This window comes from Candidatus Binatia bacterium, from assembly GCA_036504975.1.
In the GTDB taxonomy this organism is placed as follows: Bacteria; Desulfobacterota; Binatia; order UBA9968; family UBA9968; genus JAJPJQ01.
Map to the genome: position 1 here is coordinate 1 of DASXUF010000017.1, position 15352 is coordinate 15352.

A 15352-nucleotide genomic window follows, 5' to 3' on the forward strand; every position below is an offset into this window, starting at 1 on the left:
CCGCAGCGCAAGACTCGCTTCCGGGAGCGGGTTAGGCCTTCCCGGACAGGCTTGCTTACCTGCAAGGTTTCACTGAAAGGTTTCCGAGTTGTTTTCTACATCTCTTCCCCCTTTCCCAAGTTTCCTTGGCGCGATCCCCTATTTATTTCACCAGCTCGACGTAACCCATTCGGTTCGAAAGATTGCCCGACCACCAGATGCGGTTAGGGTTGTTCTGGTCGACTTCGATCCTCCTCGCGTCCGACTCCGCGCTGGCCAGGGGAAACTCCGCCCAGGTTTCGGTTTTAGGATCGAAGCGCGCAATCTTGTCCACGTGCTGCAAGCTCACCCAGATGAGATTGTGCTTTAGGTCTACGTCCGCCAGGTATAGCCCGGCATCATCGCTCGGAGGCGTATAGACGGTCATCTTGGCGGTTTTGTAATCGATCTTCATCAGCTTGCCGGCGCCATGAAGGCCGACCCAGAGGTTTCCTTCGGCGTCCGCCCCCATCTTCCGCGGGACGGAGTCTCCGACCGGGATGTCGAACTCGTCGATCTTGCCCGTGACCGGGTCGATTCGGCCCATCTTGTTCATGGTGTTCTCGGCAAACCAGATCATGCCGTCGCCCGCTATCGCCATCCCATACGGATTGGCGGTCCGTCCCGCCTTGACCCCGGCTGGAACATCGAAGAAGGTGAACTGCTTGCTCTTCGGGTCCAGGCGAATGACCTGGTTGGCGGCGATGGAATTCAACCACACGGTTCCGTTCGTGTGGACGCGCATGGTATTTCCGCTGGCGTTGCCGGTTTTGGTTTTCGGCAGCTCATAGACGCTGAATTCCTTGGCCCTCGTGTCATAGCTCAACCATCGGCGGTTGGGTCCGCCGTCCATCACCCAGAGTTTATTGTTCGGACCGCTTCTGATGCCGTTCAGACGAACCAGTTTCGACGGCGCAGGAGGCGGAGCGATGTCTCTATAGACCAGCGTCTTGAGATCCAGGCGGCCCAGGTGGCCGCCCCTGCGTTGGCTGACCCAGCCGTTTCCCTCGGAGTCCACCGCCACTTCGTGCGGCTCCGCGTCGCGAATAGGCAGCTCATATTCCACGGCCACATACTTCGTGGCCTCGCCCTGGAGCAAGGTCCTGGGCAAGCGGCTGTTGGCGTCGGGCTTCGGCCTTCCCGCTCTCTCTCTGGCGCCGAAATTCATCGCCACGTAGTCCAGCACGACTTTAGCTTCTTGATCGGTCAAATCTTTGGCGAAGGTTGAGCCCTGCGCGTAGAGTCGCATGTTCCCGATAATCTCTTCCCAGCGGCCCCGGTCGGCTCGGGCTCTCACGACTCGTTGGGCGTCGTGACATCCGGTCGCGCATTTCGTCTCGACGATCTGCTTGCCCGCTCCCTCCGGCAGAGTCGGACCACCGCCCATCGCCACCTCCGCCTCGCCGCCCCGCTCCCCCGGGCGCCTGCCCGGCCACGCTCCAGGCAACTGCGGCGCCCGCATCGCCGTAAGCGACACGTCCACGGTCGCCGGCCGGCCCGCTGCCACCTCCACCGGCGCGGACGCCTCGCTCTGATAGTCGCCGCCGATCGCCTGAACTACATACTTTCCGAGAGGCAGAAGTTTTGCCGAGTACCGGCCTTGCCCCTGGGTAACGATCATAAACAAGAGACGCCGCTCCGCGTTTTTCATTTTCACAAACGCCCCCGAGACCGGCGCCCCTGACGAATTCTTGACCACACCCTCCAGCGTGCCTGATCTATCTTGCGCCTGAGTAAAGCGGGGATAGAGAACCGCGAGTGAAAAGATCGCAACAACTATCTGCGGCGCAATTCGTTTGAACATCGCCTTTCCTCTCGCCCTTAAGGGCATACGTTTTAAAAACTCCGTCCGACAAAGTTATGGCTAATTTCATCTCTGCAGGCCGCCGGCCTGGGCGACGATTTCGTCGACGCTCTTGTCCAGGTCGAGCGGCCGGTTGCCGCGTGCTTCGCTCCGCGACCAGAACGTAGATCTCGATGCGGTTCGCTAAGGGAACGGGATTAGAGCGCGGCTTCCCCAGCAATTTACAGGTTCACGCCTATCCGCTCGCGAAATCTGACTTTTCGGTCCTCGTCCAGTATCTCTTGGCTAATGATCTGCAGGAGTTCAGGGACTCGAGCCTTGGGAAATTTTTCCATGGATTCACCGAAGGATGCTACGTGATCGCGAATGACCATGGACGCTATGGGCCCGAGGACCTCGGTAAGTTCGCGGGTTATGTCGTCAAAAAAGACCGCCGGCACATTCTCTTGAGCCGGATCAGCAAACTGGGCGGCGGCTGATTTCTCTTCCCCTCCGTTCGATTGCCCGCTTTGGGAAACCCCGCCGGCGCCCGGCGTCTCAGCGGCAGCCAAAGCTTCTGCCTGTCTGAAAAAGGAAGACATCTCCTTGATGCCGTGTGTGAGGGACCTCAACTGCGACTGGAGATCGTTTATTTGCGCGTGGCGGCCCGCCAGAATCTTCTCGTTGGCTCTTAGTTGGCTTTCGAGGTCTTTGATTTTGGCATTGAGGTTTTGTTCCTGCACTTGGATGGTCGATTCCTTTTCACGAACGGTCTTCTCCGTATCCCTGAGCTTGGTCTCCAGCAGAGTGATCTTCTCGGTAAGACTTTTTTCCATGCTGTGGCTGGCGGAGTCTTTTCTACCGACGATTTCCTCCGTCTCTTTGACCTTGACCTCCAGCACGGCGAGATTCGCCCTGAGACTCTCGATGAGCTGCTCGGAACGCTGGGTTTCATCCGCGGCCAAGGATTCGCCCTGCTTGACCGCATCTTTTAATTTGCCGAGCCTATCCACGACCAGCTTCTCGAGCTTCTCCAGATCATCGCTCAATCCCGAAGCCGTACCCGCTTTGACCCCGGCCATGGCCAGGGTGGCTTTGCTGCGCTGAATAGTCTTTTGCATTAATTCCTCAAGGGATTCATACATTTTGTTCATGTGTTCTCCCCCTCCGTTCTATATTATTTGCGGGTGTTCTATATACTAAAGCCGCTCTTTATCTGCAAGCCCCCGCCGGCCTTGTAAACGACCTGGGGATGCCCCGAGAACGCTCGAAAATGGACCAAGAATCTTGCTCAGGGAGAAAAAAAGGGCTCAGCGCTCGAGCCCACTGGCCTGGGCGATGATCTCGTCCACGCTTTTGTCCAGGTCGAGCGGCCGGTTGCCGCGCGCTTCGTTCCGCTCCGGCACCAGAGCGTAGATCTCGATGCGGTTCCCTTCGGGATCGAGGAAATAACACGACACGGTGTTGCCCATCTCCTCGTACGCGTGGCTCACGCAGTGATGGATCGGGACGCCTTTGGACTTGAACTGTTCGTAGAAGTCCTTCACGTCGGCCGGCGTATCCACGCGCCAGGCGATGTGCGCGAGGATCTTGGCGTCGCCTTCTCGTCCTTTCGCGAGAGCGAGCTGGTGATCGTCAATGTCGGGATCGGGCGTCAGAAAAACCATTCGCCCCGGGTGCTCGTGGTATTGAACGAGCCCAAGAACGTCGCGGTAGAACGCGGCCATCTTGTCCAGATCTTTCACGTAAAGCACCACATGGCTCAGCCCTTTGATCTTCGGCATAGGCTATACTCCTTCCCGCTATCTGGCGGCAATTTATCCGCCGGCGTTGTCCCGTGTCAACCTAAGACTCCCGAAACGGCCCTTGACGCGATCGTCGATTTCCTGCATTTTCTGACCGTCCTTCGGCGGCGCCGCTCCCGTCGCATCTTTGATGCCGCGTCATCGCCCGGACGGCGTATTCAAGCCGGCTCTTTCTATATTTTTAGCGGGAGGAAAAAATGGCGGAAACACCTACGGCAAAACAGAGCAAGAGAGAATCGATCGACACCTATAAGATCTGGCAGGAGAAGCAGCAGATCCCCTGCGTGACGGATTTCTACATCGAAGATCTCAAGGCCGTCGAGGTGGCGCCCTGGGAGCTGCTCTTGCCAGGGCCGGCGCGCGCTGCGCCATGGGTGAATCGCATCCGCGGTGCAGCGCAGGATAGCTTCGCGGAGGTGCCATGAAGACGACGACGCTCATTGTCTTTGCCCTGCTACTTTTTTATTTCTTTTTCACCCGGACGGGAGAATCCGCCGCGGCGGAAAAAATCTCAGGCCAAGCAGACTGGGAAAGAACCGTCCAAGCGGCCAAGAAGGAAGGACAGATCTTCATCTACGCGGCTCTCGGACCCTACCATCCGCGGATCTTCGAGGAGTTTCAGAAGGATTATCCCGAAATCAAGGCCATGATCGTTCACGGCAACAGCAGCCGGATCTCGCCCCGGCTGCTCGCCGAGCGCAGGGCCGACAAATATCTCGCGGACGTTTATCTCGGCGGCCCCACTTCCCTCTACGGTTTTTACAAAAACAATCTCTTCGATCCGCTGGCGCCGCTCCTGGTCCTTCCCGAAGTGTTGGACCCCGCGCTGTGGTGGGAAGGCAAGCACTGGTACGTCGAGCCCGAGCGCAAGTACATCTTGATCAACGAAGGGAGCGTCTCAGGTTTCTCCATCACGTACAACGTCCGGCTCGCCAAGCCGGGCGAGTTCAAGTCCTATTGGGACATCTTCCAGCCTAAATGGAAAGGAAAAATCGTCAGCCTCGACGCGCGCGATCCCGGCTTCGGCGCGAGCGAGCTGCGCTTCGTCTATTATCATCCGGAGCTGGGGCCGGAATTCATCCGGCGGCTCTTCGGCGAGATGGACGTCGTCTTCAGCCGCGAGCACCAGCAGGCGATCGACTGGGTGGGCGTCGGGAAAATGGCGCTCTGCGTCTTTTGCCGTGACGGCTTTTCAACCATCGCCAAGGCGCAGGGGCTACCCGTAGACGTCATCAACCCCAACGACTTGAAGGAGATGCCGCGCCTTAGAGGCAGCGCGGGCGCGATCACGCTGGTCAACAAGGCGCCGCATCCCAACGCGGCCAAGCTCTTTATCAACTGGTATCTCTCGCGCCGCGGGCAGATCGTTTATCAGGAAAGCCACGGCGACCGCGATTCGCTCCGGATCGATATCCCCAAGGACAAAGTTCCCGCGGACGTGCGGCGCGTGGCCGGGAAAAAATACTTTTTTGTCGACGGCCCCGAATTCATCGACGTGAAGCCCGCGGTGAAAATCATCGACGAGGCCCTGGCCGCGAAAGCCCGGAGCAAATGAGGCTTTATGATCTCCCCATCTCTCCGCTCCGATCTCGCGCCGACGGGCAAGATGCGCGTTGGAATCAACTATGCCAACCCGGTGCTCGCGACGAGAGATCCGGCCGGCGGCGAGCTCCGCGGCGTGGCCGTCGATCTGGCGCGCGAGATCGGGCGGCGCGTCAATTTGCCGGTCGAGCTGGTCGGTTACGACGCGGCGGGAAAGATGGTCGAGCGGCTGAAAAGCGGCGAATGGGACATCGCGTTCCTCGCGATCGATCCGGGCCGTGAGACCGAAATCGCTTTCACCGCTCCCTACATCGAGATCGAAGGTACCTATCTGGTCCCGTCCGGGTCTTCGCTTAACGCGATCGCGGACGTCGACCGCAAGGGAGTGCGTATCGCACTAGCGGCCGGAGCCGCTTACGATCTCTTTTTGAGCCGCAACATTCAGCACGCCGAATTAGTGCGCGCGCCGAATCCTACTGCGGCGTTCGAGCTGCTCGTCGCAGGTAAGGCGGCGGCGCTGGCGGGCGTGAAGCAGACGCTCGTTGCGAACGCAGCGAAGCTTGCCGGCTCGCGCGTGCTCGACGGCCGCTTCCTGGCGATCGGTCAAGCGATCGGAATTCCCAAGGGCCGCGACGCCGGCGCAAAGTATCTCAGGGAATTTATCGAAGACGCAAAAGCCTCCGGGCTGGTCGCCCGGGCGATCGAAAAGCACGGCATTCGCGGCGTCTCGATCCCGCCCAAGGCGCCTTGATTTTTTCTGGGCATCATTCCGAGCAGAGCGATGGACAACAGATAGCGGCGGATATCGCCGCCGCTCGTTGCCGAAGTACCCCCTTTGGCAGCCGGCTCACCCCATATATAGGCCGAGCAATAGGCTTTGCGGCCAATAGAGGCCGAGCAGCCAGCCCATGAACAGCGCCACGCCTACCAGAGCGCCCGTGTAGATCAGAGCATGGAACCAGCGCATTCTGACCGCTGCATAAAGGAAGAAGAAAGTGAAAACGGCGGTCGCGATGCCGAACCCCAGTAACCAGATCATCAGAAACAACAAGAGGAGCGAAGAAAAATAGCCCAGGGCCCTCCTGATTTTCGCCCGCGTCTCGAGCCCCGGCGTCGCGCCGGGGGCGCGCAGCTCAAAAAAGAGCTGTGCGGCGGCCATGAAAATGGCCGGAACCGCAGCCGCTACGGGAAAGATGGCGCCCAAGTAGGGAAAGGAGCGCGCCTCATAAAGCGCCGCCCCGGAAACAACGAGAACGGCGAGCGTGAATAGCACCGACGGGGCCTTTCCTAAAAGAACCCCTTCTTCAGCCGGCTCCTCGACCGGGCGCTGTTTTCCCCTGCGTTTTTCGAACATCATCCAGAATATTGAGGCTAGAAGCAACAAGCCCAGCGCGATCACTCCGGGGCGCAACAGCCATGCCAGGTCGTAAAGGCTGATCGATAGCCACAGATACTGTTCGGTCGGCTTGGCCAAAACAAAGCCGACGAGAAAAGGGGCGCGCGGCCAACCCAGTTGTTTCATGAGCCAACCCAGCAGTCCCAACGCCAGCAACGCAAAAAGATCGCCGAAGTCCTGAGAGCTCTGAAAAGCGCCAAGAAAAATGGTGACCACGATGGCCGGAGCCAACTGAGCGAAGGGAACCCAGGTAAGCCGCGCCAGGGCGGGACTTAGAAAAAGGCAGAGCCCGGCGCCGATAGCGTTGGCGAAGGCAAAACTCCAGATGATTGTAAAAATCAGATCGAGGTTCTCCTGAACCATGCGCGGGCCGGGCTGGATACCGTAGAAATACAGCGCGCCCAGGAGGATCGCGGCGGGCGCCCCTCCGGGAACGCTGAACAGCAAGGTCGGGATGAGATCGCCGGCCTCGACGGAATTGTTCGCGCTCTCCGGAGCGATCACGCCGCGAATGTCTCCCTTGCCGAAGCGCTCTTTGTCCCGGCTCATAGCTACCACGTGCCCATAGGCCATCCACGATCCCGCCGTCGCGCCGATGCCGGGAAGGATTCCGGCCCAAACGCCGATCAGGGAGCCGCGCACTACGATTCCCCAATGGCGCACGACGTCTCTAATTCCCTGGAGCCATCCTTCGCCCAAGTCGACCCGCTCGGCGATCTGGCCGCCTTTGGCCAAGAGATCGACGATCTCCGTGATGCCAAAGATTCCCAGTGCCACTCCGACCAGGGGGATCCCGTCCGCCAGGTAGAGTTGGTCGAAGGTATAGCGATAGACCGCCTCCGATGGCGCGGAGCCGACGCTTCCGAGCAAGAGTCCCAGGCAGGCCGCCAGACCGCCTTTGAGCGGCGCGCCGCCGGTCAGAAATCCCGCAAAGGAAAGGCCCAGGACACAGAGCATCAACAACTCGGGCGAGCCAAAGAGTAGAACCAGAGGCCGCGCGATGGGGAGCGAGAGAGTCAAAAAGAGGGTGCCGATCAGGCCGCCGATCAACGAGGACAAGAAAGCGGCGCTCAAGGCCCTGGCCGCCTGGCCCTGCTTTGCCAGAGGATGGCCATCCAGAATTGTCGCGGCCGCCGCTGCGGAACCGGGAGTTCCAATCAACACTGAAGTGATCGTATCCGACGTATGGACCACCGCCAGCGATCCGATCAGAAGGACCATCGCCGTGTGGACATCAAGGGTGTAAATGAAAGGGAGCAGGATGGCTACGCAGGCGATGCCGCCCAGCCCCGGCAGGATGCCTATGATCGTGCCGGCCAAGACGCCCGCCAGGAGCATAGCCAGATGAGAAACACTGGCGAATCGCTCCAGGGCGATTAAGGCGGCCTCCCACATGTCTGAGCAATTAGCAGGAGCGAAATGGGGCGTTGGAGTATAGGAGTATTGGAGCGTTGCGCTTTGAATGCATCACTCCATTACTCCACGACTCCAGTACTCCAATCTTTGCTAGTCGAATTTGACGTGGTACTTCTTTCCCGCCCACTGCTTGACGAAACTCTGGGTGTCCGAGTCGATCTGGAATGCCTGTTGGATGGTTTTCTCGAGCCGATCGCCGCGCAAGAGCGGATAGCCGCCTAGAATCTTGTCGGTTTTGGCGAGAAACTCCTTGTCCTTCTCAAGACGGTCCGCAGCCGCATAAAAGACCTTCAGCACCTCCGCGGGGGCGTCCGCTTTCACCCAGAGAATCTTCTGCACCGCAAACGCGGACGGCATAAAGACCTGGTAAGTGTCCCAGAATTTGCCGGAAGGCTTTTTTCCCTTGAGCTTCTCGTAGACTTCGGGAACCGTCGGGAGATCAGGCACAGCCGGGTCCCTGACGATGTTTCCGTTCTCGTCGAGCTGGCCGAAGGTCATTAGCGGGATGGCCTTCCCTTCCTTGATCAGAGGAACCACCTGTGCGTTATAGGCGGGCGTCGTCTGGTAGTCGATGTTGGTTTCCCCGCGCTCGAACGCGATCCGCGCCTCTCCCCTGCCTTTGAAACCAAGCACCCCTTTTGCGTCCAGCTCTAACAGCTCAAAAGTGATTAGAGGGATCATATCGAGCCCAATAGCGCTGATCCCGCCGTAAATCAGATTCTTGGCCCTGGCGAGATCCTCCACCCGTTTGACACCCGCGGCCGGAGAAGCATACATAACGCCTCCCACGGGGTTCACGAGCAGAGGCTTCCACTGGCGAAAGTCGTACTTGGCGGCCTTGTCTCCCAGCAGAACCGGAAAGTAATTGGTCGCCGAGCTGACGAGCAACATCAGGCCGTCCGCCTTGGCCTTCTGGGCGAACTCCATCATGCCCGGGATGCTCCTGCCGCCGGCGACGTTGCGGTAGTTGAGCTTGGGGTTGCCCGGGATCTGTTTCTCAAGATAGGGTCCTATGGTGCGGATCCAGATATCGGACCCGCCTGCGACGGGAAAAGGAATAATGATTTCGATCGTCTTCCCCTCGTAGTAGGGAGCCGCTCCCAGCGCCTGGGTCGTTGGTGCCAGCGCTAATCCCAAAACAGCGAGCCATCGCCAGATCGATCGTTCAACTTTAAAACGGATTTTTTTCACGTCAGGCCCTCCCAAGTGATTTTCCCTCCCATACTGCCTTGTCTCTTGTCCTGTCAAGAGCAGGCGATTTCACTCGAACTTGAAGCAAGGGTGCTTTACCTATTATTATCAGCTCGCCTGGAGATCATTGCGGATGGAGAGAGATTTGAAAACCCTCGCGCAAATTTTTGCCGACTACGTTTTTTCTCTGAGGTACGATTCCATACCACGTGAGGTCATGACCGCGGCACGCCGGCATCTGGCCGATACGATGGCTTGCGCCATTGGGGCGTATGATACCCGAGCCGCTCATGCGGTGCGGAGTTATGCCGTCGAAGCGGGCGGTCGTGCGGAAGCGACGCTCATAGGGACGGATCGAAAAGTCCCGGCCGGGCCGGCCGCGCTGGTCAATGGCACCATGGTTCGATATCTGGACGCCAACGACATTTACGTTTTCAGCCGCGGCGGCCCCTCCGGCCACTTTAGCGATGGCACGCCGGCGCTGTTGGCTCTCGCCGAGAAGTATGAGCGCAGCGGAGAGGATCTGCTTGCCTGCCTGGTAGCGTCCTATGAGCTTCAAGGCGCGTTGGCGGAATCTTTCAACTTCTGGGACTGCGGCCTCCATGCGGAGACGAACGTAGCCTGGGTAGTTCCCATCGTCGCCGCTCGTCTCATTGGGGCAACGCCGGTGGAAGCCGCGCACGCCTGCGGTCTCTCTGTCGCGACGGGCACGGTCCTGAACACCTGGCTGAGGCCGGGGCACAAAGTCCCGATGATCAAGGGTGTCGCGGTGGGACTGGTCCTGCAGCGTACACTGGAGGCGGCAGAGTTGGCCGCGCTCGGCGTGACAGCCACTGAGGATGCTTTGGAGACGGTTTTCTCCTCTTTGAGTCGTCTCTCATCTGCAACGCCTGAAAAGATCGAAACGACTTGTGTAGAGAAACTCGGCCGCCGCTGGACGACCGCTCGAAACATGATTAAAGCCTATCCAGCGCAGCTTTACACGCAGGCGGCAATCGAGGCCGTGCTTCGCCTCTATCGCGAAGGCATTCGCGCCGATCAAATCCTCAAGCTCACTCTCTATGGTCACCGAAACGTGTGCAGCGGGGTGCAGGGTTCGCCGGAAGCGTTCGCGCCTACAAGCCGGGAGGCTGCGGATCACAGCACCCCTTACGTTGCGGCGATGGCGCTCTTGCGCGGCAGGCTGACTCTTCGCGAGTATGAAGACGCGCCCTGGGAAACAGCCGAGGTCAAGGCTGTCATTTCTAAGATCGCGCTGATTCGCGACCCCGAAAGGGACCGGGCGCTCGACACGGAGGGAATTCTCGGGGTGCGACTCGTGGCGGAACTCATCGATGGCCGGACTGAAGAGATCATAATCCATCAGCCTAGAGGCCATCCCGATGCGCCTTTGAGCGAAGCCGAGCTGGTAGAAAAGATGGCATTGCTGATGGAGGAATTGACTCCGCCGGAGACTCCCCGCCGGTTGCTGGAGCTTTGCAGCCGGCTCTCGTCGCCTAAGGATGTCAACGAGCTTGTCGAGGTTTGTCGGGTGACGAAGGGTTGAGTTGCGCCGACGTGCGAGCTGCGCCTCGGAATCAATTACGGGACCCCTGGTAATTGCGACAAGAGATTCGCGGCCGCCAGATTCATTGTAACCCGGCGAGCTTGCGCCGGCCGATGGCGGCTTCGGCTCGCGGGCTGATGGCGCGTTCGACCGCGACGTTCAGCAACGCCGGCCGTCCCGCGGCAAAGGCGCGCTGCAACGCGGGTCCCAGATCTTCCGCGCGCTCGACAAACTCGCCGTAACCACCCAGGCCGTGCACGACCTGATCGTAGCGCGACTGTCGCAATTCGGTGGCGACGGGACGGCCATACAGGCCAAGCTGGATTTGCCGGTCGATGCCCCACGCGGAGTCGTTGCCCAATATGGCCACGACGTTGAGCTTGTGACGCACGGCGGTGTCGAATTCCATCGCGTTGAAACCGAAAGCCCCGTCGCCGGTGAGCATAACCACTCGCGAGTCCGGGTAGGCCGCCTTGGCGGCCAGAGCCGTAGGCAGCGCCGAGCCAAGCATCCCCAGGCTCGAAACATAAAACCAGCGCTTTGGCTCGAGCGCGGGGAGAAAAGACCGCCCGAAGTGGCAGAAGTCGCCGCCGTCGAACACGAGGCAGTCGTCTGGGCGGAGGAGCGATTTGAGCGTCTTGTGAACGAACAGGGCGTGCATCGGAGTTTCCGGGCGGGCCAGATTTTCCGCCCACGCCGCCTGCGCCGCGCGCACGGCCCTGAGCTCCTCCAACCACGGCAGATCCTGCCACGCGTGATCGGCGGCTTCTCTCGTCATCTGATCCAAAACGCCGCCGACGTCTCCAACCATGCCGACTGCAACCTCCCGATTGCGGCCGATCTCGGGAGCGGAAGGATCGATCTGGATGATCCTGGCATCGGCCGCGACGTGAGGCGGACGGCAGAAGCCGATGGTAAAGTCCTGTTTACGGCCCAAGAGCACGACTACATCGGCGTCGCGAATCTTGGCGGCGGCGCGATTCAAGCCCCTCTCAAAAAAACCAAAGACATACGGGTGATCGTCGGAGATCAAGCCGCGCGATTGCTCTTCCGTCAAAAGCGGAAGGCGGGTCGTTTCGACGAAGCGCCTGAGCGACTCTCCGGAGAGGGTATAACCCGCGGCGCTGCCGGCGAGGACCAGGGGCCTCTCGGCCTGGCGCAAGAGCCCGATAGCCCGGCGGACAAGCTCCGGGTCGGCCGGCAGCACTTTAGTTTTCGGGCGGTAGTCATCCGTTCGGGCGGATACGACCTCGTTTTCATCCACGCTTTTTTCCTGGACATCGATCGGTATCGTCAAGTGCACCGGCCCGCGTCGGCCGCTGAAAGCCAGGCGCAGCGCGCGCGCGATGGACTCGGGAATCCTCAGGACGTCATCGACCATGAACGAACCCTTGGCGATGGGCGCGGCCATGCCCACCTGATCGATTTCCTGCTGGGCGCCCCGTCCCAGGTCGGGCAGGTCGGCCGAGCCGGCGATGGAGATGACCGGGGCTTCGCTGTGCATGGCATTGGCGAGGCCGGGAATCGCGTTGGCGAAGCCCGGCGTGGTGTACATGCAGACGCCCGGCTGTTCGGTGATTCGACTCCAGGCGTCCGCCATGTGGACCGCCGCCTGCTCGTGACGCGTGTCGAAGATGCGGAAGTCCTGATCCGCCATCGCGTCGAGCACCGGGAGAATATGATCGCCGGCCAAGGCGAAAATATTTCTCACGCCTGCGAGCATGAGCGCGCGACAGATGAGCTGGCTTCCGGTGACGCGGGCCACGGTTCCTAACGGTTCCTTTTCATGGCTTCCTGCAGATAACCCGACTTCTCCAGTCGTTCTATGAAGGAGTTGTCGACCATCTCCGCCGCCTTGAGCTTGGCCATGCGGGGATTGATCCTCAATAGAGCATCGATCATGTTCTGGACCCCCGGGAGCGGCGCGTTTGGAACCTTGGTCTTCGCATGGATTTCCAAAGTCGTATCGTACATGATCTGAATGCTTTGCGGCGTGGTGAGCTTCAAGCGCCGCGCGAGCATGCCCTTCACCGTTTTCTCATTGGCCGGGTTAGACAAAAAAGCCAGGCCGTCGATCGTGCCTTTGAGAAAGGACTCGATGATCTGCGGATTCTCTTTGGCAAAGCGCCGGGAAGCGACGATGACCGTATTCAGGTAAGGAGCGTCGGTCTTGGTGAGGTCGGCCATCACGGTGAGCCCCTTATCCCGCACGGCATCGCCGAATCCGGGCTCCAAGGCTGTCGCCTCGATTCTGCCGGTAACCAGAGCCGCGACCCGATCCTGCTGGGTGCCCACCTGCATGATCGCGATCTTGTCGCGCACGGGATCCAAACCGAGCTGTTGGAGGGCCACTTCGGCCGCGAGGTGGCTGCCCGAGCCGAAAGTGCTGATGGCGACTCTCTTTCCCTTCAGATCCGCCGGCTGGCGCACCTGGGCCAGAACCCAAAACTGATAGGGGAGGATATGGATGGTTCCCGCCACGATCACGAGGTCGGCGCCCGCTCCCACCGCGCCCGCGGTGGGACCGACACTGGTCGAAGCCAATTTGGCCTCTCCGGCGACCAGCGCTTGAGAGGTCACCGAGCCGCTGCCGGTAAAAACCGAGGTCACGTCGAGCCCATGCTTCTTAAAAAAGCCCTGACCCTCGGCCAGCCAAACGCTCGAATGCGTGGAGATCAATCCCGCGTGGGCGACTAATAATTTTTTCGGCGCCTCCTGCGCCCGCGCAAGGTGGGCGAAAATCGCCAGCAGCAAAACACCGAGCCATATAGCTCCGACTTTTTTGTCTTGCATCTCTCGCTTCCTTTTCTTGTCTCCTTCGAGACTTCGTGCCTAGGGGTGCACGTCGCACCCCCGTCGGTCTCAGATTGTCTCGCGCAAAGGCGCAAAGGCCGCCAAGAAAAAATTCTTTTCACTTTGCGTTCTTGGCGTCCCTTCGGCTTTGCTCAGGACAGGCTTGGCGCGAGTAAGTCCCAGAGTTCCGGAGAACTGCACACTCGTCCTGGCTCCTTTTGCCTGAGGCTGAATCGAGTTGTCAAGGACCGGCGAATTTGCCATAAGACAAACTGAACGGAAAAGTTTCAGTACGAACACCCGCCGTCGTCGAGCGAACGAGAATGGAAGAATCGAAGAAGAACTTTGACGTGGTCGTCGTCGGCAGCGGCAATGCCGCCCTGTGCGCGGCGCTCTCCGCCCGAGAGGCCGGAGCTTCCGTGCTGATCGTGGAGAAGGCCCCGGAGGAGTGGCGCGGCGGAAATTCCTTTTTCACCGGCGGCATCTTGCGCTTCGCCTTTAAGGGCATCGACGACATCAAAGCCTTGATCCCCGACCTGTCCGAAGCGGAGCTTCGCTCGATCGAGGTCGAGCCCTATACGGAAGATCTGTTCTACAACGACATGCTTCGAATCACGGAGTATCTCACGGATGCCGACCTCGCTCTGACTCTGATCCGCGAGTCCTTTCCTACCATGCAGTGGCTGCGGGGCAAGGGGGTGCGTTGGACTCTCGCCTTTGGCCGCCAGGCCTTCCGGGTGAAGGAGAAATTTCGCTTCTGGGGCGGCCTCGTGGTCGAAGCGATCGGAGGCGGTCCCGGCCTCGTCGGCGCTCTGTTCGAGCGCGCGGCCAAGGATGGCATCGAAATACGCTATGGCTCGAAGGCGACGCGGCTGCTCATATCCAGGAACGGCAGAATCACCGGGATCGAGATTCGGGGCGCTCAGGGTTTTTATGAGATTAATACTCCGGCCGTCGTGCTGGCGGCGGGAGGATTCGAGGCCAACGCCGAGTGGCGTTGCCGATATTTAGGCAAGGACTGGGAGCTCGCCAAAGTCCGCGGCACGCCCTACAACACCGGCGACGGCATCAAGATGGCCCTCGACATCGGGGCGCAACCATTCGGCCATTGGAGCTCGTGCCACGCGGTTGCGTGGGATCTCAACGCGCCTCCGTTCGGCGACCGGAGGGTTGGAGAGCTTTTTCAAAAGCACTCCTATCCCCTCGGGATCATCGTCAATATCGAGGGACAGCGCTTTCTCGACGAAGGGGCGGACTTTCGAAATTATACTTACGCTGAGTACGGCCGGCGCATCCTCACCCAACCACAGCGAGCCGCCTTTCAAATCTTCGATTCGAAAACATTGCCTCTATTGCGCGATGAGTACCGGATTCGCGAGGTCACCAAGGCAGAGGCTCCCACGATCGAAGAGCTCGCGAAGAAGCTCGAGATCGACGCGGAAGGCTTGGCTCGCACCGTGCGGGAGTTCAACGCCGCGGTACAACCGGGTGAATTCAACCCGGCCATTCTGGATGGAAAGAGGACGGCGGGAATTTCTCCGCCGAAAACCAATTGGGCTCTGCCGATCGACGCGCCTCCCTTCGTGGGATTTGCCGTGACGACGGGCATCACGTTTACATTCGGCGGGCTCAGGGTCTCTTCGAAGGGAGAAGTTCTCGACACGGAAAACCGTCCGATTCCGGGTCTCTATGGCGCAGGCGAGCTGGTCGGAGGGATCTTCTATTTCAACTATCCCGGCGCCTCGGGACTCATGTCCGGGGCGGTCTTTGGCCGCCTCTCCGGTCGAGGGGCCGCCGGATATGCAACCGCACATCCGGAACATCTCGAGAAGTGAGATGGCGTAAGTTCCGGATCAGACCCG

Annotated in this window: 12 protein-coding genes; 5 read left to right on the forward strand and 7 right to left on the reverse strand. The window is 59.9% G+C overall.

Annotated features, from left to right (window positions below; all coding sequences use genetic code 11):
* Positions 1–142: 142 nt before the first annotated feature.
* The 3 genes from VGL70_02325 to VGL70_02335 form a co-directional block, all read right to left on the reverse strand.
* Positions 143–1822, reverse strand: coding sequence for a carboxypeptidase regulatory-like domain-containing protein (locus VGL70_02325; GenBank protein ID HEY3302353.1), 1680 nt, complete (start codon positions 1820–1822; stop codon positions 143–145).
* Positions 1823–2043: 221 nt separating this feature from the next.
* Positions 2044–2922, reverse strand: coding sequence for a hypothetical protein (locus VGL70_02330; protein HEY3302354.1), 879 nt, complete (start codon positions 2920–2922; stop codon positions 2044–2046).
* A gap of 189 nt (positions 2923–3111) precedes the next feature.
* The gene (locus VGL70_02335; protein HEY3302355.1) at positions 3112–3585 is read right to left on the reverse strand and encodes a VOC family protein; all 474 of its coding nucleotides are present in this window, start codon (positions 3583–3585) and stop codon (positions 3112–3114) included.
* A gap of 218 nt (positions 3586–3803) precedes the next feature.
* Here VGL70_02335 and VGL70_02340 point away from each other — a divergent pair, with 218 nt between their 5' ends.
* From VGL70_02340 to VGL70_02350, 3 genes are read left to right on the forward strand one after another with little or no spacing between them, the layout of a single operon-like run.
* A complete protein-coding gene (locus VGL70_02340; protein HEY3302356.1) occupies positions 3804–4031 on the forward strand; it encodes a hypothetical protein in 228 nt (75 codons plus the stop codon).
* Positions 4028–5161: a hypothetical protein gene (locus tag VGL70_02345; GenBank protein ID HEY3302357.1), complete on the forward strand. Its 1134-nt coding sequence runs from the start codon at positions 4028–4030 to the stop codon at positions 5159–5161. The genes VGL70_02340 and VGL70_02345 overlap by 4 nt, the downstream gene beginning before the upstream one ends.
* A gap of 6 nt (positions 5162–5167) precedes the next feature.
* Positions 5168–5899: an ABC transporter substrate-binding protein gene (locus VGL70_02350; protein HEY3302358.1), complete on the forward strand. Its 732-nt coding sequence runs from the start codon at positions 5168–5170 to the stop codon at positions 5897–5899.
* A gap of 96 nt (positions 5900–5995) precedes the next feature.
* On the opposite strand, the gene VGL70_02355 is transcribed toward VGL70_02350, so the two are convergent.
* Positions 5996–7939 carry a tripartite tricarboxylate transporter permease gene (locus VGL70_02355; GenBank protein ID HEY3302359.1) on the reverse strand — a complete coding sequence of 648 codons (1944 nt, stop codon included), beginning with the start codon at positions 7937–7939 and terminating at the stop codon, positions 5996–5998.
* A gap of 111 nt (positions 7940–8050) precedes the next feature.
* Positions 8051–9151: a hypothetical protein gene (locus VGL70_02360; GenBank protein HEY3302360.1), complete on the reverse strand. Its 1101-nt coding sequence runs from the start codon at positions 9149–9151 to the stop codon at positions 8051–8053.
* A 133-nt stretch (positions 9152–9284) separates the two neighbouring features.
* Here VGL70_02360 and VGL70_02365 point away from each other — a divergent pair, with 133 nt between their 5' ends.
* The gene (locus VGL70_02365; protein ID HEY3302361.1) at positions 9285–10697 is read left to right on the forward strand and encodes an MmgE/PrpD family protein; all 1413 of its coding nucleotides are present in this window, start codon (positions 9285–9287) and stop codon (positions 10695–10697) included.
* Between the two features lie 82 nt (positions 10698–10779).
* Here VGL70_02365 and VGL70_02370 read toward each other — a convergent pair whose 3' ends face one another.
* On the reverse strand, positions 10780–12462 hold the full coding sequence (locus tag VGL70_02370) for a thiamine pyrophosphate-binding protein (GenBank protein HEY3302362.1): 1683 nt from the start codon (positions 12460–12462) through the stop codon (positions 10780–10782).
* A 5-nt stretch (positions 12463–12467) separates the two neighbouring features.
* Positions 12468–13490 (reverse strand): ABC transporter substrate-binding protein, encoded by a 1023-nt coding sequence (locus VGL70_02375; GenBank protein ID HEY3302363.1) that lies wholly within the window; start codon positions 13488–13490, stop codon positions 12468–12470.
* Between the two features lie 323 nt (positions 13491–13813).
* On the opposite strand from VGL70_02375, the gene tcuA reads away from it, so the two are divergent.
* On the forward strand, positions 13814–15325 hold the full coding sequence (gene tcuA / locus VGL70_02380) for an FAD-dependent tricarballylate dehydrogenase TcuA (protein HEY3302364.1): 1512 nt from the start codon (positions 13814–13816) through the stop codon (positions 15323–15325).
* Positions 15326–15352 lie beyond the last annotated feature (27 nt).

Excerpts from the sequence above, each read along its gene's own strand:
- VGL70_02345 (HEY3302357.1), top strand. The coding sequence starts at position 4,028 with ATGAAGACGACGACGCTCATTGTCTTTGCCCTGCTACTTTTTTATTTC.
- VGL70_02375 (HEY3302363.1), bottom strand. The coding sequence starts at position 13,490 with ATGCAAGACAAAAAAGTCGGAGCTATATGGCTCGGTGTTTTGCTGCTG.
- VGL70_02325 (HEY3302353.1), bottom strand. The coding sequence starts at position 1,822 with ATGTTCAAACGAATTGCGCCGCAGATAGTTGTTGCGATCTTTTCACTC.
- VGL70_02330 (HEY3302354.1), bottom strand. The coding sequence starts at position 2,922 with ATGCAAAAGACTATTCAGCGCAGCAAAGCCACCCTGGCCATGGCCGGG.
- VGL70_02350 (HEY3302358.1), top strand. The coding sequence starts at position 5,168 with ATGATCTCCCCATCTCTCCGCTCCGATCTCGCGCCGACGGGCAAGATG.
- tcuA (HEY3302364.1), top strand. The coding sequence starts at position 13,814 with ATGGAAGAATCGAAGAAGAACTTTGACGTGGTCGTCGTCGGCAGCGGC.
- VGL70_02335 (HEY3302355.1), bottom strand. The coding sequence starts at position 3,585 with ATGCCGAAGATCAAAGGGCTGAGCCATGTGGTGCTTTACGTGAAAGAT.
- VGL70_02365 (HEY3302361.1), top strand. The coding sequence starts at position 9,285 with ATGGAGAGAGATTTGAAAACCCTCGCGCAAATTTTTGCCGACTACGTT.
- VGL70_02340 (HEY3302356.1), top strand. The coding sequence starts at position 3,804 with ATGGCGGAAACACCTACGGCAAAACAGAGCAAGAGAGAATCGATCGAC.
- VGL70_02355 (HEY3302359.1), bottom strand. The coding sequence starts at position 7,939 with ATGTGGGAGGCCGCCTTAATCGCCCTGGAGCGATTCGCCAGTGTTTCT.